25 protein-coding genes are annotated in these 23163 nt (G+C 63.1%); 9 read left to right on the forward strand and 16 right to left on the reverse strand.

Going from position 1 to position 23163, the window contains the following annotated elements; translation table 11 throughout:
* Positions 1–29 precede the first annotated feature (29 nt).
* The 3 genes from groL (at position 30) to JQ624_RS05610 (ending at position 3891) form a co-directional block, all read left to right on the forward strand.
* Entirely contained in the window at positions 30–1676 is a 1647-nt protein-coding gene (groL, locus tag JQ624_RS05600) for a chaperonin GroEL (protein WP_212417869.1), read from the forward strand.
* A 170-nt stretch (positions 1677–1846) separates the two neighbouring features.
* Positions 1847–3046, forward strand: coding sequence for a hypothetical protein (locus JQ624_RS05605; protein WP_212417870.1), 1200 nt, complete (start codon positions 1847–1849; stop codon positions 3044–3046).
* A 620-nt stretch (positions 3047–3666) separates the two neighbouring features.
* The gene (locus JQ624_RS05610) at positions 3667–3891 is read left to right on the forward strand and encodes a hypothetical protein (RefSeq protein WP_212417871.1); all 225 of its coding nucleotides are present in this window, start codon (positions 3667–3669) and stop codon (positions 3889–3891) included.
* 93 nt (positions 3892–3984) lie between these two features.
* On the opposite strand, the gene JQ624_RS05615 is transcribed toward JQ624_RS05610, so the two are convergent.
* The 3 genes from JQ624_RS05615 to JQ624_RS05625 all read right to left on the reverse strand — a co-directional run bounded on the left by JQ624_RS05615 (position 3985) and on the right by JQ624_RS05625 (position 6725).
* The gene (locus JQ624_RS05615; RefSeq protein WP_212417872.1) at positions 3985–4455 is read right to left on the reverse strand and encodes a GNAT family N-acetyltransferase; all 471 of its coding nucleotides are present in this window, start codon (positions 4453–4455) and stop codon (positions 3985–3987) included.
* A 38-nt stretch (positions 4456–4493) separates the two neighbouring features.
* Positions 4494–4910 carry an META domain-containing protein gene (locus tag JQ624_RS05620; protein WP_212417873.1) on the reverse strand — a complete coding sequence of 139 codons (417 nt, stop codon included), beginning with the start codon at positions 4908–4910 and terminating at the stop codon, positions 4494–4496.
* 150 nt (positions 4911–5060) lie between these two features.
* Positions 5061–6725, reverse strand: coding sequence for an L-lactate permease (locus tag JQ624_RS05625; protein WP_212417874.1), 1665 nt, complete (start codon positions 6723–6725; stop codon positions 5061–5063).
* 307 nt (positions 6726–7032) lie between these two features.
* Between JQ624_RS05625 and JQ624_RS05630 the strand changes: the two genes are divergently transcribed.
* Positions 7033–8778, forward strand: a complete 1746-nt coding sequence (locus JQ624_RS05630; protein WP_212417875.1) for an ABC transporter ATP-binding protein/permease — start codon at positions 7033–7035, stop codon at positions 8776–8778.
* Between the two features lie 12 nt (positions 8779–8790).
* On the opposite strand, the gene JQ624_RS05635 is transcribed toward JQ624_RS05630, so the two are convergent.
* The 6 genes from JQ624_RS05635 to JQ624_RS05660 form a co-directional block, all read right to left on the reverse strand.
* Positions 8791–9303, reverse strand: coding sequence for an HPP family protein (locus JQ624_RS05635; protein WP_212417876.1), 513 nt, complete (start codon positions 9301–9303; stop codon positions 8791–8793).
* 67 nt (positions 9304–9370) lie between these two features.
* Positions 9371–10381, reverse strand: coding sequence for a TorF family putative porin (locus JQ624_RS05640; RefSeq protein ID WP_212417877.1), 1011 nt, complete (start codon positions 10379–10381; stop codon positions 9371–9373).
* A 424-nt stretch (positions 10382–10805) separates the two neighbouring features.
* Positions 10806–11174 (reverse strand): histone, encoded by a 369-nt coding sequence (locus JQ624_RS05645; protein WP_212417878.1) that lies wholly within the window; start codon positions 11172–11174, stop codon positions 10806–10808.
* Positions 11175–11399: 225 nt separating this feature from the next.
* On the reverse strand, positions 11400–12722 hold the full coding sequence (gene glcF, locus JQ624_RS05650) for a glycolate oxidase subunit GlcF (protein WP_212417879.1): 1323 nt from the start codon (positions 12720–12722) through the stop codon (positions 11400–11402).
* Positions 12719–13957 (reverse strand): FAD-binding protein, encoded by a 1239-nt coding sequence (locus JQ624_RS05655; protein ID WP_212417880.1) that lies wholly within the window; start codon positions 13955–13957, stop codon positions 12719–12721. The genes glcF and JQ624_RS05655 overlap by 4 nt, the downstream gene beginning before the upstream one ends.
* 12 nt (positions 13958–13969) lie before the next feature.
* A complete protein-coding gene (locus JQ624_RS05660; protein ID WP_212417881.1) occupies positions 13970–15463 on the reverse strand; it encodes an FAD-linked oxidase C-terminal domain-containing protein in 1494 nt (497 codons plus the stop codon).
* A gap of 227 nt (positions 15464–15690) precedes the next feature.
* On the opposite strand from JQ624_RS05660, the gene cycA reads away from it, so the two are divergent.
* The gene (cycA, locus tag JQ624_RS05665) at positions 15691–16083 is read left to right on the forward strand and encodes a cytochrome c-550 CycA (protein ID WP_212417882.1); all 393 of its coding nucleotides are present in this window, start codon (positions 15691–15693) and stop codon (positions 16081–16083) included.
* Between the two features lie 63 nt (positions 16084–16146).
* Here cycA and JQ624_RS05670 read toward each other — a convergent pair whose 3' ends face one another.
* Both JQ624_RS05670 and JQ624_RS05675 read right to left on the reverse strand, forming a co-directional pair.
* Positions 16147–16440, reverse strand: a complete 294-nt coding sequence (locus JQ624_RS05670) for an antibiotic biosynthesis monooxygenase (protein WP_212417883.1) — start codon at positions 16438–16440, stop codon at positions 16147–16149.
* Between the two features lie 184 nt (positions 16441–16624).
* Positions 16625–17590, reverse strand: a complete 966-nt coding sequence (locus JQ624_RS05675) for an alpha/beta fold hydrolase (RefSeq protein WP_212417884.1) — start codon at positions 17588–17590, stop codon at positions 16625–16627.
* 263 nt (positions 17591–17853) lie between these two features.
* On the opposite strand from JQ624_RS05675, the gene JQ624_RS05680 reads away from it, so the two are divergent.
* Positions 17854–18033 carry a hypothetical protein gene (locus JQ624_RS05680; RefSeq protein ID WP_212417885.1) on the forward strand — a complete coding sequence of 60 codons (180 nt, stop codon included), beginning with the start codon at positions 17854–17856 and terminating at the stop codon, positions 18031–18033.
* Between the two features lie 51 nt (positions 18034–18084).
* Here JQ624_RS05680 and JQ624_RS05685 read toward each other — a convergent pair whose 3' ends face one another.
* From JQ624_RS05685 to JQ624_RS05705, 5 genes are all read right to left on the reverse strand, one after another.
* The gene (locus JQ624_RS05685) at positions 18085–18366 is read right to left on the reverse strand and encodes a hypothetical protein (protein ID WP_212417886.1); all 282 of its coding nucleotides are present in this window, start codon (positions 18364–18366) and stop codon (positions 18085–18087) included.
* A gap of 152 nt (positions 18367–18518) precedes the next feature.
* Positions 18519–19118 (reverse strand): tetratricopeptide repeat protein, encoded by a 600-nt coding sequence (locus JQ624_RS05690; RefSeq protein ID WP_409334301.1) that lies wholly within the window; start codon positions 19116–19118, stop codon positions 18519–18521.
* Positions 19119–19269: 151 nt separating this feature from the next.
* Complete coding sequence (gene ykgO / locus JQ624_RS05695) at positions 19270–19395, reverse strand: type B 50S ribosomal protein L36 (protein ID WP_002718645.1); 126 nt, start codon at positions 19393–19395, stop codon at positions 19270–19272.
* Positions 19396–19619: 224 nt separating this feature from the next.
* Positions 19620–20069, reverse strand: coding sequence for a MaoC family dehydratase (locus tag JQ624_RS05700; protein WP_212417888.1), 450 nt, complete (start codon positions 20067–20069; stop codon positions 19620–19622).
* A 12-nt stretch (positions 20070–20081) separates the two neighbouring features.
* Positions 20082–20558, reverse strand: coding sequence for a MaoC family dehydratase N-terminal domain-containing protein (locus JQ624_RS05705; protein ID WP_212417889.1), 477 nt, complete (start codon positions 20556–20558; stop codon positions 20082–20084).
* A gap of 105 nt (positions 20559–20663) precedes the next feature.
* On the opposite strand from JQ624_RS05705, the gene JQ624_RS05710 reads away from it, so the two are divergent.
* From JQ624_RS05710 to JQ624_RS05720, 3 genes are read left to right on the forward strand one after another with little or no spacing between them, the layout of a single operon-like run.
* A complete protein-coding gene (locus JQ624_RS05710) occupies positions 20664–21548 on the forward strand; it encodes an amidohydrolase family protein (protein ID WP_212417890.1) in 885 nt (294 codons plus the stop codon).
* 37 nt (positions 21549–21585) lie between these two features.
* A complete protein-coding gene (locus tag JQ624_RS05715; RefSeq protein WP_212417891.1) occupies positions 21586–22410 on the forward strand; it encodes a dienelactone hydrolase family protein in 825 nt (274 codons plus the stop codon).
* Positions 22411–22415: 5 nt separating this feature from the next.
* A complete protein-coding gene (locus JQ624_RS05720) occupies positions 22416–23162 on the forward strand; it encodes a haloacid dehalogenase type II (RefSeq protein WP_212417892.1) in 747 nt (248 codons plus the stop codon).
* The last annotated feature ends 1 nt before the right edge of the window (position 23163 follow it).

The raw sequence follows: 23163 nt of genomic DNA on the forward strand, positions 1-23163 counted from the left end.
GATGAGGTCCATTTTCCAGGAGCATTCAAATGGCTGCCAAAGACGTTAAATTTTCCGGCGACGCCCGCGACCGCATGCTGCGCGGCGTCGATATTCTCGCCAACGCGGTGAAGGTGACGCTCGGCCCGAAGGGCCGCAACGTCGTGATCGAGAAGAGCTTCGGCGCTCCCCGCATCACCAAGGACGGCGTCACCGTCGCCAAGGAGATCGAACTCGAGGACAAGTTCGAGAACATGGGCGCGCAGATGCTGCGCGAGGTCGCCTCCAAGACCAACGACACCGCCGGCGACGGCACCACCACCGCGACCGTGCTGGCGCAGGCGATCGTGCGCGAAGGCGCCAAGGCGGTTGCCGCCGGCATGAACCCGATGGACCTCAAGCGCGGCATCGACATCGCGGTCCACGCCGTCGTCAAGGACATCGAGAAGCGCGCCAAGCCGGTCGCCTCCTCCTCCGAAGTCGCCCAGGTCGGCACCATCTCGGCCAACGGCGACACCGCCATCGGCAAGATGATCGCGCAGGCGATGCAGAAGGTCGGCAATGAAGGCGTCATCACGGTCGAGGAGAACAAGTCGCTCGATACCGAAGTCGACATCGTCGAGGGCATGAAGTTCGACCGCGGCTACCTGTCGCCCTACTTCATCACCAACGCCGAAAAGATGACCGCCGAGTTGGAAGACGTCTACGTGCTGCTGCACGAGAAGAAGCTGTCCGGCCTGCAGTCGATGCTGCCGGTGCTGGAAGCCGTGGTGCAGTCCGGCCGTCCGCTTTTGATCATCGCCGAGGACGTCGAGGGCGAGGCGCTGGCAACGCTCGTGGTCAACCGCCTGCGCGGCGGGCTCAAGGTCGCCGCCGTCAAGGCGCCGGGCTTCGGCGATCGCCGCAAGGCGATGCTGGAAGACATCGCGATCCTGACCGGCGGTCAACTGATATCAGATGAACTCGGCATGAAGCTCGAAAGCGTCACCATCAACATGCTCGGCCGCGCCGGCAAGGTGGTGATCGACAAGGAAAACACCACGATCGTCAAAGGCTCGGGCAAGAAGAAGGACATCGAAGCCCGCGTCACGCAGATCAAGGCGCAGATCGAGGAAACCACCTCGGACTACGACCGCGAGAAGCTCCAGGAGCGCCTGGCCAAGCTCGCCGGCGGTGTCGCGGTGATCCGCGTCGGCGGCGCGACCGAGATCGAGGTCAAGGAAAAGAAGGACCGCGTCGAGGACGCCCTCAACGCGACCCGTGCGGCCGTCCAGGAAGGCATCGTGCCGGGCGGCGGCGTGGCGCTGCTGCGCGCCAAGAAGGCCGTCGGCCGCATCCACAACGACAATTCCGACGTCCAGGCCGGTATCAATATCGTGCTGAAGGCGCTGGAAGCCCCGGTTCGCCAGATCTCCGAAAACGCCGGTGTCGAAGGCTCGATCGTGGTCGGCAAGATCCTCGAAAACAAGTCCGAGACCTTCGGCTTCGACGCCCAGACCGAGGAATATGTCGACATGGTCGACAAGGGCATCATCGACCCGGCCAAGGTGGTTCGTACCGCGCTGCAGGACGCTTCGTCGGTCGCAGGCCTGCTGGTGACCACCGAAGCCATGGTCGCCGAACTGCCGAGGGAGCCCGCGCCGGCGATGCCCGGCGGTGGCGGCGGCATGGGTGGAATGGGCGGCATGGGCTTCTAAGCCCGGCGTTCCCGATCAATCAGTCGAAGGCCGCCTCCGGGCGGCCTTCTTTTTTGGCTTTTTTGACGATGAAGCGCGCCCGATCGGGTCAGGACGTGCTTGGCTCGAAAACGCTGCCGGGGTTTGCTACTTACGACCCCTGCCGATTCCATCGTTTCAGGGAATTTCATATGCGCGCGCGCTTCCTTCTCCTGCTCGGTCTGATCACGGTCTCCCCGAGCCTTGCTTTCGCCCAGATGAAACTTCCCTCCAAGACGGCGCCGGGCGCGGCCGAGACGCGCTATTTCACTGCGATCGACGGCCTGATGGACGGCAACGCCGACGTCATCCTGAAGGAAACCCGGCAGGGCAAGAACGTCACCGCGGCCGTGCTCGACGTCTGCTACCCCGCTGCGAAGGGCTCCGACCGCAAGGACCGCTTCGTCGCCAATCTCACCGTCAATGGCCAGAATCTCACCGGCACCACGCAGAGCGTCGGTGACAAGCTGCCGGTCACCGTCAAGCTGTCGCGCAAGCCTGTCGGCGACACGTTCGAATTCCGCGGCCAGATCACGATTGGCCAGGCCGTGACCGAGGTGACTTCGACGGACAATTCCGATCTCAGCGAGAAGGAATTTTTGGACAACCAGACCAGCGATGACGGCATCACCCCGGCGCCGAAGGATTTTACCGACGTTTCGCCGGAGGCGTTCGGCGTGCGGGTCAAGCTCGACGCCGCGCTCGATTTCCTCAAAAGCCTGAAGGGCGAGGCCGTCGAGGTCGGGCTCTCGAGCCTTTCGATCTCCTGCGATGCGCTGCGCGCCGGCGAGCAGACCATCAACCTCACGGCCGATCCGGAGCGTGCCGCGGCGCTGATTGCGAAGGCCAAATCGATGCCAGGCGTGGTCGCGGCGGGATGGACCAGCGGCGCTGTCGAGATGGACCGCACCATCCGCTTTGCCGCGGCCGAATGGCGCGACGGCGACAAGATTAACAAGGACAAGATCGCATCGGCGACGTCGGCCGTGCTGGCCAAGACGCTTGCTGCCAAGCCGGCGGGTGCTGAATGGAACGCCAACACCGGCAAACTGAAGCTGACCTTCAAGCGGCCGAGCCCGGTCTATCCGCCGCTCGGCCTCACCGAAAGCGTCGAAGTCACCGCGCTGGTCTCGCCGGACAAACCGGGCGCGTCGGACAGGCTGATGCTGTGGATCTCGAGCCCGGTGATCACGACAGCGGATGAAGGCGCAGGCCCCAAGCTGAACCTGACGGAGGAATCAACCGGCGACGAGGAAGGCGGCGAGCCGAAGGACGACAATGGCTCGGTCGCCGCGCTGGCAAAAGAGTTCAAGGGCCAGCGCTGGGACGCCGACAGGAGCGTGTGGAAGTGAGCCGCATGCCAGCACGATAGGGCGGCCGGCAGGTTGCGCGAATTAATGCCTTCCGCCGCGGTGCAGTGCGCAATGATCTGGTCCCGGGCTTTGATTGTTAAGATTCGATTCAGTTTAGAGGAACATCATCGGTTCACCAAAATGTAGGTCACGTCATGCAAGACCGCGAGCCGAGTACCTTTGAGAGCAATTGGTCGGGGAATGTGGTTGCCGGACAGTGGCGGGAGCAATCCGCGGGCCTGTGGAATTTCCTGAAACCCGATCGCGACGAAGTATTGGTGGTGCGGGAGCCATTTGGCGATCGAGCACGCGCCGCCGTGCTGGTCACTGTGGCAGTAGTGGCAAGCTTTGGACTGGGATGGGCCGGCGGCCTGAATTGGCCCCAGTTCGCAAGCACGCTCGATGTTGTAGCCGTTGCGCAGAAAGAAACGCCCTCGCCGCGAATTTCTGACGCACGATCAAGCGGCAGGATTGAAGGCACTCGAAAGACGGCATCCGCGTCAGATTCGCCCGCCATTGTCGGAAGCATTCCCAAGCCATCCGCCCTGTTGCCGGCTGCACGGCCGTCTGCGGGCCCGGCCGCCCAGGCAAATGCGGTCCCTTCCGCCGCTGCGATCGCGATGCGGCAGCCCCTGGTGGCGGCGCCGGAAACCAGGCCGGCGACGATTCCCGGCTGGACGGTTGTCGATGTCAGGGACGGCACCGCCGTTCTCGAAGGTCCTGATGGAATTCGGATGGCCGCACGCGGCGACACAATTCCTGGAATCGGACGCGTGGAGTCCATCGTGCGCTGGGGCAACCGCTGGGTCATCGCCACCGCCAGCGGATTGATTGCGGCGCAGTAGCCGAGCTCCCGACCTGGCTCGCGCGGCCACGCGACCAGACCCATCAGCGCGTATGAGCCCGCCCTGACGAACTGGTGGACCGTTATCTGCAGATCAAGGCTGCAGGCGTTTGGTCATGAACAGGCTAAGCGGGTCAGGCGTGTAGGTGCCGAACGGCGGACAGTCCTGATAGCCAGACGCGCGATAGAGCCCGATCGCCTCTGGCTGCTTTATGCCCGTCTCCAGACTGATACGATCAACATTCCGCTGGCGGGCCGCATCTTCCAGCGCTTCGAGCAAACGCCGCCCTAATCCGCTTCCGCGGGCCTCGGCGCGCACGAACATGCGCTTCATTTCGGCGTGCCCAGGGGTGATGACCCGAAACGCGACCGATCCGAGAAGCTCGCCGTTACGACGCGCGACAAGAAACACCGTGTCGGATGTCGCGAGTGCGTCGACATCCACGAGGTGATTGCTTTCGGACGGATACAGCGCCTGCATGTATGCGTCAGACTCGGCAATCATGCGCCGGACGTCCGGCTGCCTGGGATCTTCGGGTCCTATGTCGATCTCCGCTTCACTCATCCCTTACCCGACCGGTACGAGGGCCACGAGCTCCCGACCTAGTTCGTATTGATGCGGAACCGCAGCGTCTTCGCGCCGACGAACGACACGAAATCGCCCTGCCGCTTCCAGGTGCCCGCTTCCGTCAGGGCCGCGATCAACTCGTCATCGGCCTGGGCCCGGTCCGGCGGACAGGGCCGGTTTTCCATCGCGCCGGCGGCGAAGATCACGGTGTTGCCCGCCACCGAAAACTGGCCCTTGCCGCCCTTGCACCAGAGTTCGAGGACCACCTCGCCGGCATCGCCGATCTCCAGATTGGGTATCCGCTTGGATCCGGGCTGACGGTTCACGTCGAGCTGCATTTCCGTTCCGAACGGAAAGCCGTCATCGGCCCGCGCCGGGCTGAACGACAGGGCGGTGGCGATCAGCAAGAGCGAAGCGATACCTGCCCGGGACATACGTGCGAACGAAACCATGCGACCTCTCGAATACCAGACCCCACCGCCGCGCGCCGTTCTATTGGACAAGTCCGCCATTGGCTAGACCAGTTCGAAAGCACAGAGGCCGCGCCGACAAAAAATCCCCGCGGCGGACCGCGGGGATTGCTGGCTAACCGTCGATGGCGCCTATTTCAGGACCAGCTCTGTGAACGGATAGACGTAGGCCTGCAGCGTCACCAGCACGCCGACAAGGCAGGCCAACACGATCGAATGCAGGAAGACGTAGCGCAGGATCGAGCCTTCGTGGCCGTACCAGTTGGTCGCGGTCGAGGCGACGACGATCGATTGGGCGTCGATCATCTTGCCCATGACGCCGCCGGAAGAGTTGGCGGCCGCCATCAGCACCGGGGACAGACCGAGCTGTTCGGAGGTGATCTTCTGCAGATTGCCGAACAGCACGTTGGAAGCGGTGTCCGATCCCGTCAGCGCGACGCCGAGCCAGCCGAGCAGCGTGCCGAAGAAGGGATACAACACGCCGGTGGCGGCAAAGGCGAGGCCGAGCGTGGCGTCGACGCCGGAGAGCCGCGTCAGCGTACCGATGGCGAGCATTGCCGAGATCGTGATCAACGAGATCGCGCACAGCCTGATGGTGCGGCCATATTCCGCGACCATCTTCAGCGGCGAGAAGCCCATCAGGAAGCCGGAAATGATCGCGGCGATCAGCATGCCCGTCCCGGTGAAGGACAGATAGGTGAAGTCAAACAGCGCAGCCTCGGGCGTCGGTTTTGCGGCTACCGGCGGCACCTTGTTGATCATGTTGTGCAGCTCGGGCACCTGATATTTCCAGACGAAGATCGAATTCGCCCAGGTCTTGAACGCGCCACTGCCCCAGATCAGCATCACGGCGCAGACGATGATCCACGGCAACAGCGCGCTCCAGAGCTGCGCCTGGCTGAGCTTCGCCGTATCCAGCGGCTTGGCCGGCGCCATGGTCGCCGCCGATTCATCATTTCCGCGCAGCGCCGGGGACAGCCAGAGCTCGCGGGGTTGCCACACCTGGAGGAACAGGATCAGGCAGCCCATCGAGATCAGCGACGCGCCGATATCGACGATCCACGGATTGATGTAGTTCGAGATCACGAATTGCGGGATCGCGAACGAGACGCCGGTGACGAGAACCGCCGGCCAGATCGCCATCATGCCGCGCCAGCCGGCGAACGCCCAGATCAGCCAGAACGGCACGATCAGCGAAAAGAACGGCAATTGCCGGCCGACCATCGCGCCGAGCACATAGGGATCGAGGCCGGTCACCGACGCCAGACCCTGGATCGGCGTGCCGAGCGCGCCATAGGCGACGGGTGCGGTGTTGGCGATCAGCGAAAGGCCGGAGGCTGCCAGCGGCGAGAAGCCGAGCCCGATCAGGACCGCGCCCGTGATCGCCACCGGCGTGCCGAAGCCGGACGCTCCTTCGAAGAACGCGCCGAAGGCGAACGCGATCAGGAGCAATTGCAGCCGGCGATCGGTGGTGACGCCGCCGATCGCCCGCTGCAGCAACTCAAACCGGCCGGTCTCGACCGTGATGCGGTAGAGAAAGATGACGTTGAGCACGATCCAGCCGATCGGAAAGAAGCCGATCACGACGCCAAGCAGCGAGGCGCGGATCGACATGCCGGCGGGCATAGTGAAGATGGCTATCGTGATGATGTTGGCGACGATCAGCGCGATGATGGCCGCCAGATGCGCCTTCACCTTGCCGCTGGCGATCAGCACCAGCAGCGTGACGACAGGCACGGCGGCGGCGATCGTCGACAGCGCGGCGTTGCCAAGCGGATTATAGATTTGATCCCACATTGCGGTTTCTCCCGACATTGTTATTCAGTGTTATTCAGTGCGGCCGCCGGCGTGGACCGGCTCACCTGGCGGATGCGGGACAACCTCTCAAAGGCGGGATCGGGCGGCTCTGGCTTCGCCAAAAGTCCGCTCACAACCTCGCGAAGTTTGATGGCCGTTGGCCCCTCGCCGTTCTGGCCATGCTAGGCTCTCGGCAGAGGCTGCGACAAGCTGCCGCAGGCCGGGAATCACATAAACTTTTGTCGCACGCCCTCTAATTCCTCCATCCCTTCAAGGCCTTGAGGCCCTCCTCCAGAGACGGTGATCTGTGAACAACATCCGCCCGACGCTCACCACGGTATGGCGTATCGCCGCCCCCTACTTCCGCTCCGAGGACAAATGGGCCGGCCGCGGCCTGCTGGCGGCCGTCATCGCCATTGAGCTTGCGATCGTCGGCATCAACGTCCTGCTCAATCAGTGGAACAACCGTTTCTACAACGCGCTGCAGGAACGAAACTGGGACACGTTCGTCAGCGAGATCATCTATTTCAGCGTCCTTGCGACGGTTTACATCGTGCTCGCGGTCTACCAGCTCTATCTCAATCAATGGCTGCAGATCCGCTGGCGGCGCTGGATGACCGCGCAATATCTCGGTGAGTGGCTGCACCGGGCCAACCACTACCGGATGCAGCTTCAGGGCGACGCTGCCGACAACCCCGATCAGCGCATGACCGACGACGTCAAGCTATTCGTCGATCGCACGCTCAACATCGGGGTCGGATTGTTGAGCTCGATCGTCACGCTGGCCTCCTTTGTCGCGATCCTGTGGGGCCTTTCGAACGCCGCGCCGCTGCACATGTTCGGTCAGGACTATCCAATTCCGGGCTACCTGGTCTGGGGCGCGTTGATCTATTCGGTGCTCGGCACCATCCTGACCCATCTGATCGGCTGGCCGCTGGTCGGCATCGACTTCCGGCAACAGCAATACGAGGCGGACTTTCGTTTCAACCTGGTGCGCGTGCGGGAAAACTCCGAACAGATCGCGCTGCTGCACGGCGAGACCGCCGAACGCGAACGCCTTCTCGTTCGCTTCGGGCGCGTGGTGGAGAACTGGCTTGCCATCATGAGCCGGACCAAGAAGGTGACGGCGTTCACGGCCAGCTATAATCAGGCGTCGGTGATCTTTCCCTACATTCTGGTGGCGCCGGCCTACTTCGCGGAAAAGATCCAGCTCGGCGGCATGATGCAGACCGCATCGGCATTTTCGAGCGTGCAGGGCGCGCTTTCGTTCTTCATCAGCATCTACCGCCAACTGGCGGAGTGGCAGGCCGTGGTCAACCGCCTCGACGGGTTCGAGGCGGGCATTGCGGCGGCGGACGAACTTACAACCCGCAAAGACCGCATTCACGTCACCGCAGCGGCGGGCGATGACTCCATCGACCTCAAGGAGTTGGCGCTGCAACTGCCAAACGGAACGCCGCTGGTGAACGCCGATGGATTCAGCTTGCGCAAGGGCGAGCGCACGCTGGTCACCGGCCCGTCCGGCTCCGGCAAATCCACGCTGTTCCGCGCCATCGCCGGGATCTGGCCGTTCGGCGCCGGCTCGATCGCCGTGCCGGCGGGGGTAACCTTGATGATGCTGCCGCAGCGGCCGTATTTCCCGACCGGATCGCTGCGCGGGGCAGTCGAATATCCGGCCAAGGAGGGGACATTCACCGACAGCCAGATCAGCGGCGCGATCAAATCGGTGGGCTTGCCCAAGCTCGTGTCGCAGACCGACGAGCATGGGCACTGGAATCGCACACTCTCGCTGGGCGAGCAGCAGCGTCTCGGGCTCGCACGCGCGCTGTTGCACGAGCCGAATTACCTGTTCCTCGACGAGGCGACCGCCTCGCTCGACGAACCCTCGGAGGCCGCGTTGTATCGCCTGCTCGAGGAGAAATTGCCTCAAACCACAATCGTCTCGATCGGCCACCGCTCGACGCTGGACGCCTTCCATCAGCGCAATGTCAGCCTGGTGCGCGATGGGGAACGGTTTGCGCTACGGGACGCCGACGAGCCGGCCAAGTCGTAGCCCCGCTCCTTCTCAAAGCCAGCGCCGCGGCCAGGGCTGGCGGCGCACCCCGCGGTGCCAGACATAACAGAACGCGGTCAAAAGCACCGCGCCGGCCAGCACCGGCGCCAGCAGGAACGTCGATGGCAGATTGCCCGATACCACCAGCAGCGGGTTGATGCCCGCCGGCGGGTGAAAGGTCCCGGTCACGTACATCGCCAGAATGGAAACGCCGACGGCTGCGGCCGCGGCCCAAGCCTGCGGCCCGGTCAGCTTCAATACGGCAAGGCCGACGAGCGCCGATATCAGATGACCGCCGATCAAGGCGCGCGGCTGCGCCGGCTCCACATCCGGCGATCCGATCACCAGCACGATCGAGGTGGCGAACGGAATCACCGCAAGCGGATAATGCGCGGCGAACGAGAACAGCTCCATCACACCGATGGCGATGGCGCCGCCCAGCCCTGCGACCGCGCCCGCCACGACGTTGCGGTGATCGTTGCGGGAGATCGCTTTCCACAGCCCGCGCCGCCAATCCCGTTTCATCCGCGCCATCCAAAAGAAAAGGGGCGGCAGATCGCTCTGCCGCCCCCTCGTCTTCGCCAGGAAGATCTTACTTCAGGTTGGTCATCGCGGTCAGGTCAGCCGAGAGCTTGACGATACCGGCCGCGCCGCACCAGTTCGAACCGACGCCCGTCGGATTGATCGGGGTCACGAAGGTGCCAAGGTTCGTTCCGTTGATGTTGCCGCGGGCCGAGAAGTCGCTGGTGAAAGCGTTGCAATCACCCTTCGACAGGTTGGTGTCGGAGTAACGGAAGTCCAGCGTGAACACCTTGTAGGTGAAGCCGACGCCGATGTTCCAGGTGTTGTAGTCGGCATAGTTGATGCCGTTCGGGAACGCCGGGACGCCGTAGAACGAGCTCGAGGTGCCCAGCCACTGGCGGCCGAATTCACCCGACACATACATGCCGATGCCGCTGGCGCCGAACCAGGCGCTCGGCGCGATCGCCTTGCCGACGATCGAGGCGTAGGTGCCGTCGGCGCCGCTGTTGAGGAAGCTCGGCGTATAATAGACGTTACCGCCCATCGAGAAGTTGTCGTTGAAGGTGTAGTTCACCTTGCCATAGACCTCGAAGAAGCTGAGGTCCTTCTTGATGACGTTGCCGTTGAGCAGGGCATTGATCTGACATTCGTTGCTGAGCGGCACGCCCGCAGTGTCAGTTGCGGCGCCGTAATGACAGGTGCCGCCCGGATAGAGGTAGCCCCAGGCGCCGACGTCGAAGGCGAATTGGCCAACCGTCAGGCGCGCGCCGCCGTAAGCGTCGACTTCAGCCGCGGCACGGTTGGGGAACGAGATGCTCGCGCCGCCCAGGCCGACATAGAGCTGGAAGTCCTTGGTGACGTTGTAGCGCGGCTCGAAATAGACGCTGACCGAGGGCTTGTGGTTGGACTGGGTGATGCCGCGGAAGACGTAATCGTTGGTGATCGCACTGCCGAACGCGATGTCCCAGGGATCGAATGCCGGCGGCGGCGGGGCCTTGACTGCCTTCACCCGCAGATCCGCAGCGAAAGCCGAGCCCGATACCAATGCCAGCGCCGTTGCTAACAAAGCCAGTTTCTTCATGACGATCCCCATCACCCTACTTGGCAGTCCCGTTCCGGCGCCCCCCAGGGCAAGCAACAATGGACTGCGGCCAAATGTCTTAACGTGGTCACACAGTGGTCTGCGGCATCACGATCGTGAAGCAAAAAAGGCAAGCATGTGCCGCCTTTTTAGGCGTTCTGGCTGTTTCGATACATGTTCTCCGCGTGTGTTGCATTCTCACAACAATTTCGGGGGTTTTGGTGCCGCCGGACCGCATCTGGAACCGGAAAATGCGGCGGCAGGTCACATGCCGGAGGACGCATTTTTGCGAATCAACCACTCCGTGAAAACACGGCACCGGTCGCTTCAGGACAGCCCTCGCGAACTCGGGACAGCCCGCACGAAAAAGGCCGCAGCGATGGACGCTGCGGCCTCTCCGAAACGTTGTTCCCGGCAGGCGAGTCTAGTTGTGGTCGCCGCCATTGGATGAGCCGGACCCCCATGAGGGTGTGGACGGCTCCGCGGTAGCCCAGCTCGGCGCCGGCGCGGGCTCCGGCTCTGGCGCCGCCATCGCCGGCTCCGCCTTGGGGGCAGCGGGCTTGGCAGCCGCCTTCTTTTTCTTCGCCGGGCTCTTCTTTGCAGCCTTCTTCGGTGCCGCAGCCTTTGACTTCTTGGCGGCCTTCTTGGCGGATTTCTTTGCGCCCTTCTTTGCAGCCTTCTTCGCCGATTTCTTCGCGGCCTTCTTCGACGCCTTCTTGGCGGACTTCTTCTTCGCCACTACGGCCTTCTTGGCCTTTTTAGCCTTCTTGCCCTTCTTACTCTTCTTCGCCATCTGGTCCTCCTGTTGCCGCTGTCCATGTCTGTCGAGCGCTTCGAATAGTCCGTGGGCCAGACCGGGGCGACACTTCTTCGAAGTGCCCTCCCGCTCCATCCCTTGTCCGGGCGCGACCTCCGGGCAAACGCTTCGCGTTTGTCCTGAGGAAACCGGATGCCGATCCCGCCATCCACGCGCGGGGGCCGACGTTCCGGATCATGCCCTTAAGGCCGATCGATCAATTCAATCCTGGCCGATCGATCCAGGCTTTGGACCTCCTGTCGCCCAATCGAGAAGCTCAATCGTGTGCACCACAGGAACTGACGTACCGCCGGCAATTTGAACCATGCATCCAATATTGCCTGCAGCGATCATGTCCGGTTTGACTGTCGCAATATTGGCGATCTTCCGATCGCGCAATCTGCTCGCAATGTCGGGCTGGAGAATGTTGTAGGTCCCCGCCGAACCGCAACACAAATGGCTCTCAGGCACATCTTTCACCACGAATCCATTCTTGGAAAGCAATTCTTTCGGAAGGCCTGTGATTTTCTGTCCGTGCTGCAGCGAACAAGCCGAGTGATACGCCACGGTTACGTCGCCTTTCTGGCTCGATGGCGTGAGCGCAATGCCTGAGAGATACTCGGTGATATCCTTTGCCAGCGCGGAAATCCGCGCTGCGCTTTCCGCGAAATCGCGGTCCTCGCGCAGCATGAAACCATAGTCCTTGATGACCGTGCCGCAGCCGGAAGCCGTGATCAGGATGGCGTCGAGGCCGCCTTGTTCCGCCTCCTTTTGCCACACGGTGATGTTGGCGCGCGCCCGCGCCAGCGCGTCGCCGTCCTGCCCGAGGTGATGGGTGAGCGCGCCGCAGCATTGCTCGTCCCTGACGAGGACGACCTCGATGCCGTGGCGCGTCAGGAGATTGATGGCGGCCTGGTTGATGCGCGGCGCCAGCACCTGCTGGGCGCAGCCCTGCAGCAGGGCGACCCGCCCGCGCCGCTCGCCCGTGGCCGCAAAGACGCTGCCACCCGCGGGTCCCGGCGCCGGAAGGCCTTTCGGCGCGAGCGCCAGCATCGCCTTGATCCGCCGCAACAGGCCGGGTGTCGCGGCCGCGCTTGGCGCCGGCAGCAGGGCCGCAAGCGGCCGGGCGAGCCGCGCCATGATCATGCTGGCGCGAAACAGCTTTGGCCGCGGCAGCACCAGCGCCAGCACCGCGCGCAGGGCCCGCTCGGTCAGCGGCCTCGAATAGTCCCGTTCGATCCGGACCCGCGCCTGATCGACCAGGTGCATATAGTGCACGCCCGACGGACAGGTGGTCATGCAGGCAAGGCAGGAGAGGCAGCGGTCGATATGCTTGACCACCTCCGCGGTCGGCGGGCGGTCCTTTTCCAGCATCTCCTTGATCAAATAGATGCGCCCGCGCGGGCTATCGAGCTCGTCGCCGAGCAGCACATAGGTCGGACAGGTCGCGGTGCAGAACCCGCAATGCACGCAGGCGCGCAGGATCTTGTCGGCTTCGGCGATATCGGGATCGGCGAGCTGGGTGAGCGAGAATTCGGTCTTCATGTCGCTGTCATCAGCAGCATCCGGCCGCGGTTGAGGATGATCTTGGGATCGAAGCTGTGGCGGACGCGCTGGCTCAGCGCGGCGACGCCGCCGGCCTGCGGATGGAAGACGTCGACATCTCGCCTGGTCCGCTCGGACGCCCGAATCAGCGCGGCGTGGCCGCCGGCCGCCTCGACGCGCTGACGCACCAGGGCGGCTAGCGCATCCGGCTTGGGCGGCAGCGCCGCCCAGATCAGACCACCGCCCCAATCATAGATCACATCGCCCCCGCTATCGCGCGCCAGGGCCTGGCCGAGCGCACCCCCGGAAGCCGGCGGACAGACGATCCGCCACACCGGCCAGGCACCGAGTGCGCCGCCGGCGGCAAAGGGTTCGACGTCGCGGATGGTGCTCCAGACCTCCGCCGAAGCACCGTCCTGCAGCATGTCCACCGACCCGAATGGCGCAAGCGTCTTGGCGAGCGAATTGGCGCGATCCGCCACCGAGGCCGCGATTCCTTCGAGCCGCAGCAGCGTGGCCGCCCGCCCCTGCGCAGCAAACCCCGCGAGTGCGCCGGTCGCGGGCCGGAACGCCGAATTCGGCAAATGCGCCGCGCCCGAGACGTCGTAGGGCGAGCCGAGCGCTGAGGTCATCGCCCGGTTTGCGGTGACGTCGTCCAGCCCGGAGAGCATCAGCGTGCGCTCGCTTTCGGGTTTCGGCATCACCTTCAGCGTCACTTCCGCCATGACCGCCAGCGTGCCCCACGACCCCGCCAGCAGCTTGCAAAGATCGTAGCCGGTGACGTTCTTCACCACCCGGCCCCCGGTCTTGAAACTGTCGCCGAAGCCGGACACCGCATGCGCGCCGAGCAGATGATCGCGGGCGCCGCCGGCCTTGATCCGGCGGGGGCCCGCGAGCCCCGCACCGATCATGCCGCCGATGGTGCCGCTACCGGACACGCCCAGCAGCGCGGAAGTGTCCGTCGGCTCGAAGGCGAATTGCTGGTTCTTGGAATCGATCAGCGACTGTACGTCGGCGAGCGGGGCCCCCGCCTGCACCGTGATGATCAGCTCGTTCGGCTCGTAGGCGGAGACCGCGTTCAGCGCCGAGAGGTCGAGCACCGCGTTGGTCGCCATCGGATGGCCGATCGCGCGCTTGGTGCCATGACCAATGATCTCCAGCGGCTGGTCGCTGGCGATCGCCGCCCGCACCACCTCTTCGACGTCCCTGGCGTCACGTACCTTGAGAGTATCCACGCACGCCCTGCCTTAAAATCTTGGAAGGTCGGGAAACGCCAGTCTGCCGCCATGCACATGCATGCGGCCGAGTTCGGCGCAGCGATGCAGGGTCGGAAACACCTTTCCCGGATTGAGCAGGCCCTGCGCGTCGAAGGCGCATTTCAGCCGCTGCTGCTGGTTGAGGTCTATTTCCGAAAACATCTCCGGCATCAGGTCGCGCTTCTCGATGCCGACGCCATGCTCGCCGGTCAAGACGCCGCCGAATTCGACGCAGGCGCGCAGGATATCGGCGCCGAAAGCTTCCGCGCGCTCGATCTCGCCGGGCTGGTTGGCATCGTAGAGGATCAGGGGGTGCAGATTGCCGTCGCCGGCGTGAAACACATTGGCGACGCGCAGATCGTATTTCGCCGAGAGGTCGCGGATGCGCGCCAACGCTTTTGGAAGAGCGCCGCGCGGAATCGTGCCGTCCATGCAGAGATAGTCGGGCGAAATCCGGCCCACTGCCGGGAATGCCGCCTTGCGGCCGGCCCAGAACAAATTGCGTTCGGCCTCCGACGTCGAAATCTGGCAGCTCGTCGAGCCGCAGGCTTGCGCGATTGCCTCGACGCGCTTGATCAGCTCATCGACCTCCACACCCGGGCCATCGAGTTCGATGATCAAAAGCGCCTCGACATCGAGCGGATAGCCGGCGTGGACGAAGGCTTCGGCGGCGTGGATCGCCGGCTTGTCCATCATCTCCATGCCGCCCGGAATGATGCCATTGCCGATGATCCGTGCCACGCATTCACCGGCGGCCTCGACCTCGGCGAAACCGACCATCAGGGCGCGGGCCGTCTCCGGCTTCTGCAGGATCCGCACCGTGATTTCGGTGATGACGCCCAGCAGCCCTTCGGAGCCGGTGATGATGCCCATCAGGTCGTAGCCTGAGTTCTCCGCGGCCTTGCCGCCGATGCGCAGGATCTCACCCGACATCAGCACGATCTCGCAGCCCAGCACGTTATTGGTGGTCATGCCGTATTTCAGGCAATGCACCCCGCCGGAATTTTCCGCGACATTGCCGCCGATCGAGCAGGCGATCTGCGACGACGGATCGGGCGCATAATAGAAGCCGGCATGCGCCACCGCCTGGCTGATGGCGAGGTTGGTGACGCCGGGCTCGGTCACCACCACGCGGTTGTCGAAATCGATCTCGCGGATACGCTTGAACTTGCCGAGCCCGAGCAGCACGCCGTCGGCCAGCGGCAGCGCACCGCCGGACAGCGAGGTGCCGGAGCCGCGCGGCACCACCTTGATGCCCTGCTCGAAGCAGTATTTCAGGACTTTTGAGACCTGTTCCGTGGTGTCGGGCAGCACCACGACCATCGGCGGCTGGCGGTACGCCATCAGGCCATCGGACTCGTAGGGCAGCATTTCGGCCGCGCTGTCGATCACGCCCTCGCCCGGAACGATCGCGCGGAGCGCGGCAACAATGGCGTCACGCCGGCTCAGAACTGCCTGATCGGCAGCCGGCATCATGATGACCATCCGTATCCTCCAGACCACGCTTCATCGAATTGTCACGACAAATCAAGCACGTCTACCGAGGTTTGGGTAGGCCATCCGAAGGTCGGATTGCGGTTCTGCAAATGATGAGTTCTCTCTGGGGCAAGCCGGCCATGGTCAAAACTGTCAAGTTTCATGGCTTGTCCATTCCGAGCGGGCCTGCCACAAGAAATCCGCCTCTCTCCCCTGGAAGAAACGAAGAGCACCACATGAAAACATCGACTTTGAGCGCGCTGGTTGTCGTTATCTCATTGGCCACCGCGTCGGGCGCGCTGGCGCAGGACGCCGCCGCCGGCAAGACCTCGTTCAACAAATGCCTGGCCTGCCACGCGATCGGCGACGGCGCCAAGAACAAGGTCGGCCCCGTGCTGAACGGGCTCGACGGCCGCAAGTCCGGCACCGTCGAGGGCTACTCCTATTCAGACGCCAACAAGAATTCCGGCATCACCTGGGGCAAGGATGTATTCCTCGAATACATCAAGGACCCGAAGGCGAAGATTCCCGGCACCAAGATGGTGTTCGCCGGCATCAAGAACGAGAAAGAGGCCAACGATCTCTGGGCCTATGTCTCCTCGTTCGACAAGGACGGCAAGCAGAAGTGAGGTTGTCAGCGGCTCTGCACAAGTTGCGGAGCCGCATCCCCTCCCGTCTTTGCGTTCGCCTCGTCACGCCACCGTATGCACAATCACCGGGCCGGCTATCGCGGTGGCCGGCCCGGTCAACAGCGGCGCCAGATCGTGCTCGATCCACGCCAGCGCGCGCTTGTTGGATTCTTCGGCGGCCGCAAAGTTGTTGAACAGGCTGATCGCGATCACGGTGTCATCGGGCGCATAGACCACATAATAGCCCATGAATCCGTCGACCCCGCTAATGACGGGAATCGCGCCTTCCTTGATCCTGCGTGTGAGTTCTTCGGCCTTGCCGGCCTTGGCCTTGCCCTGACGAATGGCGGCGTACATGGCGCTCTCCCTCGAAGGTCGGCTGCCCGATATCGCTATTCTCAGGTTCATCCCTGGCGGGACGAGCAGCGGAATCCCGCGCGCACCGATCGTATCCTATCCGGAGCCGTCAGGCCACGTGCAGCGTCACCGCCGTGCTTGATCGCGCAAGAACACGCGCGTCGACAGAAGGCTCGCGCACGCCTCAATGGGCCGCCGCCGCTTCCGCGCCCGGCGCCGTTCCTGATATCATCACCTCCACTTCCGCAATGACGAGATCGGGCGCGGCCTGCTGGACCATGTGGCCGACGCCCGGCAGCACGATCAGCTTTGCGTTCGGTGCAGCCGCCGCGAACGGCCGTGAGTGGATGTTGGTCGACACCGTCTTGTCGGCCTCGCCGGTGATGATGGTGACCGGCGCCTTGATCTCCGCATAACGCGGCGCCTGCTCGGCGACCGCCGCCTTCAACGTCACCAGATCGCGCGCATTGGCGATGAATTCGCGTGGACGCAGCAACAACGGCGTGGCGGTGTTTTTGACAAAGCCGTCCGGCATCGTCTGCGGCAGGAAGACGCCGCGCGCCCCCGGTTCCGCCAGCAGCAGGCCGAGCGGCAGCGTGACGGTGTAGGCGAACAGCGGGCCGATCACCGGCGTGGCGATCAGCCTGTTGTAACGCCCGACGCCGCCGGGCCACGGGTAGGCCACCGGCGCCAGCATCACGAGACCGGCGACGGCATGCGGATAATCCAGCGCGATGCGCGCCCCCAGCGCGCCGGCCCAGGAATGCACCACAAAGACCGCGCTGTTGACGCCAAGCCTTGCCAGCGCCTCCTCGATCATGCGGGCCTGAATTTCGGGCGTCGAGTCCTCGAGGCGGGCGCGGGTGCTCCAGCCATGCCCGGGACGGTCGATCAAGATCACGCGGTGCTTCCTGGCGAGCCGCTCCCCGACCGGCTGCCGCATCATCTCGAGATTGGAACTCGCGCCATGCAGCATCACGATCGGCGGACCGCCCAGGTCGCGCGGGCCGATATCGAGAATGTGCAGGGTTCCACCCGCTACCTCGACCATCCTGCCCTGCGACGGATGCGCCCGCTCGCTGAGAAAAACGCCGACTTGCGTGATCAGCGCCAGCACCGCCAGCGCCGCCACTAAAATCACTACCGCCATCGATGATTTCCGGCTGATTTTCTGCACCAGCGAGCTACGGCCCGGATCGGCGCAGGTTTCGGAGGTTGTCCACAGGGGACAGCTTCTGTGGATAGCGGGGTCATACTGACGTCACCGTCAAGTTTGTACAGTGTCGCTGCCACTTTCGCCATGTGTGCGCGTGCCTGATTGGGGGGTAGCCGGGCGCCTGCACTGTACCCAACATCCACAGGAACAGGGTCGCTCACTACAAATTGTTCCAGCGTAGAATCGGAGAAGTACCCATGATTTCCGACGCAAGCGAAGCCGCCATCGATCAGATCGTAGCGAGTTGCAATGGCGACATCCGCGGCGCCCTCAAGGCGCTGTTGCGGGTCAACGAGCAGCTTGAAGCGGAATTGGCACAGTTCTATGCGGCGGTGGGCCTCGACGGTATGGCCCGCGGCAGCAACGCCGTGCACTAGGCCCTTTTGGGCCGCCGCGTTTTCCTGACGCGAAACGGCTCTAAAACGGCTCTAATTGGATTTTTTCTCGTCATCCTGCGTGTCTGCGGGCTGCTCTTCCACCGCTGGGCAACTGGGGATGGTCGAACGGGCCAGCTTGGCGTCGTCAAGCGACTGGTACGGTCCGGTTCCGAACCAGATGTTGCCGCCGACCTGAGCGTTGACGACGGGATTGCTCGTGACGATCTCGCATTTGCTGGTCGCGCGGTTGCCGACCACCCAATAGCCACCTTGCGCGAAAGCGCAGGTTCCGGTTGCGACAATCATCGCGCCGGCCAGCAGCAATGATTTCATGGCTCGCTCCTGTCACGCAGTCAGCCGATAATAGCGCGTTAGCGACGCGACGCTCCTGCCTGAAATATGTCGTCGGGAATCAAGGTTAACCGGGATCTTTTTGATTGAGCATGATCTTAACCGGTATCCACTTTTCCGGATCATGCTTGTAATCAGATATCGCGGCCTTCGACCTTTTCGGTCAGCGTCTTGACCAGTTCCGGCACCTTCTCGAGATGCGGATTGACGGCCAGCGCCTTGCGGAACGCGTCGAGCGCGCGCTTTTCGTCGCCGATGTCCTGCATGATCATGCCGAGCCCCGCCAGCGCGCCGAAATGCCGGGGCTCGCGAATCAGCACCTGCCGGATGTCCTCCAGCGAATGGGCATAGTCGTTCTTCAGGTAGTACAGCGTCGCGCGCCGGTTCCAGGCCTCGACATAGTCGGGACGCAGCTTGACGACAGCATCGAGCAGTTTCAGCGCGACATCGACCTTCTGGGCATCCATCGCGGCCTTGGCGCGCAGCATCAACAGCGCAGCGGTGTCGCTCGGGGTCTGCATCCACAGTGCCCAGATCCGCGCCTCGACATGCTTGGCGCTGGCTTCATCGGGGGCGGCCTTCAGTGCGCCGAACAGGAAATCCAGCCCGCGGGTGCGATCGGCGCCGACCTTTGGAAGCTTGCTCGGCGCCTCCGGCAATTTCTTCTGGGCCTTTGGCGGGGGAACAACCTGGGTGTTGTTCTGGGCAAAAGCGGTCACCGGCACGGCTGTCATGACAGCGGCGAGGACCATGATCCGGCAGTTACGGGCGCCCGGGAATCTCAAAATCATGGACCAAGTCTAGACGCGCAAAACCGCACTGCAAAGCAGCGCGTCGTCAAAGACCTGTGAAACGAAGAAAAAAGCCGGCTCAGCGCCCTGAGCTTTAGCCCTGGCGGGCCTTGAAGCGGCGCTGCACCTTGTTGATCACATACACCCGGCCCTTGCGGCGGACCAGACGGTTGTTACGGTGGCGACCACGCAGCGATTTCAAGGAGTTACGGACCTTCATGGGACAATCCTGATGCTTTGAAAGGCCGTGTTGAAGGCCGAACCTGAGCTACCCGAAAGTGGCAAAATTGAGATTTATCCCGCCAGCGGCAACCGCCCGGGACGGGCCGGTTTCTAAGCCATGGCGGGACCGGATGTCAATCCGAATGGGCCCGATTTCGGGCCGATCTGTCCCGTTCCGGATCTAACGCCGGGTGGATTCATACCCGGTAGAACGCTCCGGAATCACTGGCAAAACAGATCGCGCGGGAATTCGACCAGGGCCTCGCCGGTCGCGACCTTTTCGCCCGCCTGGTTCTTCACCACCACGTCGATCAAAACCCAGCGGGATTTTTCAGTGGTCTGCTTGGCCTTGATGATCCCTGTGGGCTGGATGGTATCGCCGGGCCGGACCGGCTTGACCCATCGCGTCTCCAGCCGCCGGTGAACCGCGCCGACAGGATAGGCCCAATCGGTGATCATCCGGGAGATCAGCCCGAAATTGTTCATGCCGTGCATGATGATGCCGCCGAAATTGGTCTTGCCGAAATTGCCCTTCATGTAGTCGTCGTCGAGATGCAGCGGGTTGTAGTCGAGCGAGGCATCGCAAAACAGGCGGATGGATTCGCGTGAGACCGCGAATTTCGGGCCGTCGATGACGTCGCCGGCGGAGAGATTGTCGAACGTAGCAGTCATTGATCGCTCCTCTCACATCGGACGAATCGTCCAGCCACGGCCGGAACAGATTACGTCACCCTTCTGATTGAAGAAGACATTGTCGTGGACCACGAACAGCCGCTCGCGCTTGATGAACTTGTCGAGCGCGCGGGCCTGCAGCGTGATGACGTCGCCCGGCCGCGCCGGAATGTTGTAGCTCCAGGACTGTCCGGCATTGACGGTTCCCGGCGAGCGCATCCAGTCATCCGCCGGCGTGCAGGAAAACATCAGGAGGATGTGGATCGAGGGCGGCGCGATCAGCCCGCCAAAGCGGGTGGTCCTGGCATAGGCTTCGTCAAAATAGATCGGATGATCCTCGCCGACCGATTTGCAGTACAGTTCGATCGCCTCTTTGGTCAGCGTGTAGGGAATAGTCTTGCGCGGCTCGCCGGGAACGATGTCGTCCCAGACCTTTCGCAGATTGGCATCTTTCCAGAAATCGGTCTCGAAGGCCTCCGCTTGCGCCATGCCACGCTCCCTGTTCTTGCTCTTTTGCTTCTGCTGTCTTGCGGAATTTGTTATATAGTATAATCAATTTTCCAGACCCAAAAATCAAGCCGCCGGGGAAGCCCAATGCCCAAGCTCAAACTGCCCGATATCGAGAAAGTCGTCGCGATCGACATCCACACCCATGCCGAAGAGCCATGCGGCATGCACGGCGACGACGGCTATGACGACTTTCAGGAGCGCATGGCGGACTATTTCAAATCGCCGCACAAGCATCCGCCGACCGTGCCGGAAACCGCGGCCTATTACCGCTCCAAGAACATCGCGGCCGTGATCTTCCCGGTCGATGCCGAGCGCGAGACCGGCTTCCGCCGCTACAACAATTACGAGATGCTGGAAGTCGCATCCGACAATCTCGACGTCCTGATCCCCTTCGTCTCGATCGATCCGCACAAGGGCAAGCTCGGCGTGCGCGAGGCGAAGAAGCTGATGGAGGAATACGGCGTCCGCGGCTTCAAATTCCACCCGACCATGCAGGGTTTTTACGCCAACGACCGCATGGCCTATCCGCTGTACGAGGCGATCAATGACGGCGGCGCGATCGCGCTGTTTCACACCGGCCAGACCGGCGTTGGTTCCGGCATGCCCGGCGGCATGGGGATGCGCTTAAAATATTCCAACCCGATGTATATGGACGATGTGGCGGCGGATTTCCCCGACCTGAAGATCATCCTCGCGCATCCTTCCTTCCCCTGGCAGGAAGAGGCGTTGTCGGTCGCGACCCACAAGCCGAACGTCTATATCGACCTCTCCGGCTGGTCGCCGAAATATTTCCCGCCGATTCTCGTCCGCTACATCAACTCGATTTTGCAGGACAAGATGCTGTTCGGCTCGGACTGGCCGGTGATTACGCCCGACCGCTGGCTGGCGGATTTCGCCAAGCTCGACATCCGCGAGGAGATCCGGCCGAAGGTGATGAAGGCCAACGCGCGGAAGATTTTGGGTATATAACGAAGGCTCCCTCATCGTCGAAGCGTTGAGATGGCCCGTGACGACATTCGCCAAGACCATCGCCCTCCTCGCCGCGCTCCTGACCGGAAGCGCGGCTGATGGCCTTGCAGGCGCATCCTCCGCGATCGTGGTCGAAATCGAAAGCCCGCTTGCCAGTCCACATCCGCTCCAGGGTTACCTGAGGCGAGCCGACAATGCGGGACGTGCGCCCGCGGTCGTATTGTTGCATAGCTGCAATGGAGACTGGAAACGGATCGATGAACGCTGGGGCAAGCGGATCGCGTCCTGGGGCTATGTGGTGCTCACCGTGGATAGCCTGGGTCCGCGCGGCCTCAAAACCTGCGACGGCAGGGCGCCGAACGATTCGGCTGAGGACGCCTATCGTGCCCTGAACTTTCTGGTGCGCGATCCATTGGTCGATCCCGAGCGTGTTGCCGTGATTGGTTTTGCGAACGGCGGCCGCGTGGCCCTGATGTCGGTCGAACATGGCTATCTGGAACAGGCATCGCCGGCCAAGTTCCGCGCGGCCGTTGCGTTCTATCCGTCCTGCCTTGGATTGAAAGGCGAGATGACCGCGCCGGCGCTGATTCTGATCGGCGAGTTCGACGACTGGGCCTTGGCCAGGGAATGCCGCAATTTGGTCGAGGGCCGGGACGGCTGGGGGATATCGCGGCAGAAGGACAAGGGCGTGCCGATCAAGCTGATGGTCTTCCCCGGCGCCTATCACGCATTCGATGCTCCGCAGCTCACGCCGCCGCTCGTGGTGAAGGGGCATCATCTCGAATTCAACCAGGCGGCGACGGATCAATCGATCGCCGCACTGCGCGAATTTCTCGATACGAAGATCGGCGCCAAAGAGTAGTTGCAATGACTATCAGAGCCGTTGTGTTCGATGCCTATGGAACGCTCTACGACGTCCAGTCGGTGGCCGACGTCACCGAGGACGCGTTTCCGGGCTATGGCGAAATCATCACCCAGGTGTGGCGCATCAAGCAACTCGAATACACCTGGCTGCGCTCACTGATGCGGCGTTACCGGGATTTTTCCGAAGTGACGCGCGACTCGCTGGCCTACACGCTCGGCAGCCTCGGGCTGCAATATGACGACGACACTTTCGCGCGCATCATCGACAAATACCTGCATCTCGAACTCTATCCGGATGCGCTCGCGGCGCTTTCGGCGATGAAGGATCGCAAGCTCGCGATCCTGTCCAACGGCAGCCCCGATATGCTGGGCGCGCTGGTGCGCAACAGCGGGCTCGACCGCCTGCTCGATGCGGTCATCAGCGTCGACTCCAGAAAGATTTTCAAGCCCAGCGCCGAAGCCTACGCGCTGATCGAGGAGGTGCTGAACGTACCGCCGGCGGAGGTGCTGTTCATCTCGGCCAATCCCTGGGACGCCTGCGGCGCCAAGGCGTTCGGGCTCAACGTCGCCTGGATCGAGCGGGTGACGCCGGAAGCGATGGCGCTGGCCTGCCTCGAAAGCGAGACGCTGCCGCCATTGACGATGTTTTGGGCGTTGCGTACCCAGATGGATGAACTCGGCGTCGTGCCCAATCACCGCATCCACGGCCTCGCCGAGCTCCCCGCCCTGGTGTCTGGCATAAGGTCCTGAA

Source organism: Bradyrhizobium sp. AUGA SZCCT0283 (assembly GCF_018130385.1).
Lineage (GTDB): Bacteria > Pseudomonadota > Alphaproteobacteria > Rhizobiales > Xanthobacteraceae > Bradyrhizobium.

Excerpts from the sequence above, each read along its gene's own strand:
- groL (WP_212417869.1), top strand. The coding sequence starts at position 30 with ATGGCTGCCAAAGACGTTAAATTTTCCGGCGACGCCCGCGACCGCATG.
- JQ624_RS05605 (WP_212417870.1), top strand. The coding sequence starts at position 1,847 with ATGCGCGCGCGCTTCCTTCTCCTGCTCGGTCTGATCACGGTCTCCCCG.
- JQ624_RS05610 (WP_212417871.1), top strand. The coding sequence starts at position 3,667 with ATGCGGCAGCCCCTGGTGGCGGCGCCGGAAACCAGGCCGGCGACGATT.
- JQ624_RS05615 (WP_212417872.1), bottom strand. The coding sequence starts at position 4,455 with ATGAGTGAAGCGGAGATCGACATAGGACCCGAAGATCCCAGGCAGCCG.
- JQ624_RS05620 (WP_212417873.1), bottom strand. The coding sequence starts at position 4,910 with ATGGTTTCGTTCGCACGTATGTCCCGGGCAGGTATCGCTTCGCTCTTG.
- JQ624_RS05625 (WP_212417874.1), bottom strand. The coding sequence starts at position 6,725 with ATGTGGGATCAAATCTATAATCCGCTTGGCAACGCCGCGCTGTCGACG.
- JQ624_RS05635 (WP_212417876.1), bottom strand. The coding sequence starts at position 9,303 with ATGAAACGGGATTGGCGGCGCGGGCTGTGGAAAGCGATCTCCCGCAAC.
- JQ624_RS05640 (WP_212417877.1), bottom strand. The coding sequence starts at position 10,381 with ATGAAGAAACTGGCTTTGTTAGCAACGGCGCTGGCATTGGTATCGGGC.
- JQ624_RS05645 (WP_212417878.1), bottom strand. The coding sequence starts at position 11,174 with ATGGCGAAGAAGAGTAAGAAGGGCAAGAAGGCTAAAAAGGCCAAGAAG.
- glcF (WP_212417879.1), bottom strand. The coding sequence starts at position 12,722 with ATGAAGACCGAATTCTCGCTCACCCAGCTCGCCGATCCCGATATCGCC.
- JQ624_RS05660 (WP_212417881.1), bottom strand. The coding sequence starts at position 15,463 with ATGGTCATCATGATGCCGGCTGCCGATCAGGCAGTTCTGAGCCGGCGT.
- cycA (WP_212417882.1), top strand. The coding sequence starts at position 15,691 with ATGAAAACATCGACTTTGAGCGCGCTGGTTGTCGTTATCTCATTGGCC.
- JQ624_RS05670 (WP_212417883.1), bottom strand. The coding sequence starts at position 16,440 with ATGTACGCCGCCATTCGTCAGGGCAAGGCCAAGGCCGGCAAGGCCGAA.
- JQ624_RS05675 (WP_212417884.1), bottom strand. The coding sequence starts at position 17,590 with ATGGCGGTAGTGATTTTAGTGGCGGCGCTGGCGGTGCTGGCGCTGATC.
- JQ624_RS05680 (WP_212417885.1), top strand. The coding sequence starts at position 17,854 with ATGATTTCCGACGCAAGCGAAGCCGCCATCGATCAGATCGTAGCGAGT.
- JQ624_RS05685 (WP_212417886.1), bottom strand. The coding sequence starts at position 18,366 with ATGAAATCATTGCTGCTGGCCGGCGCGATGATTGTCGCAACCGGAACC.
- JQ624_RS05690 (WP_409334301.1), bottom strand. The coding sequence starts at position 19,118 with ATGACAGCCGTGCCGGTGACCGCTTTTGCCCAGAACAACACCCAGGTT.
- ykgO (WP_002718645.1), bottom strand. The coding sequence starts at position 19,395 with ATGAAGGTCCGTAACTCCTTGAAATCGCTGCGTGGTCGCCACCGTAAC.
- JQ624_RS05700 (WP_212417888.1), bottom strand. The coding sequence starts at position 20,069 with ATGACTGCTACGTTCGACAATCTCTCCGCCGGCGACGTCATCGACGGC.
- JQ624_RS05705 (WP_212417889.1), bottom strand. The coding sequence starts at position 20,558 with ATGGCGCAAGCGGAGGCCTTCGAGACCGATTTCTGGAAAGATGCCAAT.
- JQ624_RS05710 (WP_212417890.1), top strand. The coding sequence starts at position 20,664 with ATGCCCAAGCTCAAACTGCCCGATATCGAGAAAGTCGTCGCGATCGAC.
- JQ624_RS05720 (WP_212417892.1), top strand. The coding sequence starts at position 22,416 with ATGACTATCAGAGCCGTTGTGTTCGATGCCTATGGAACGCTCTACGAC.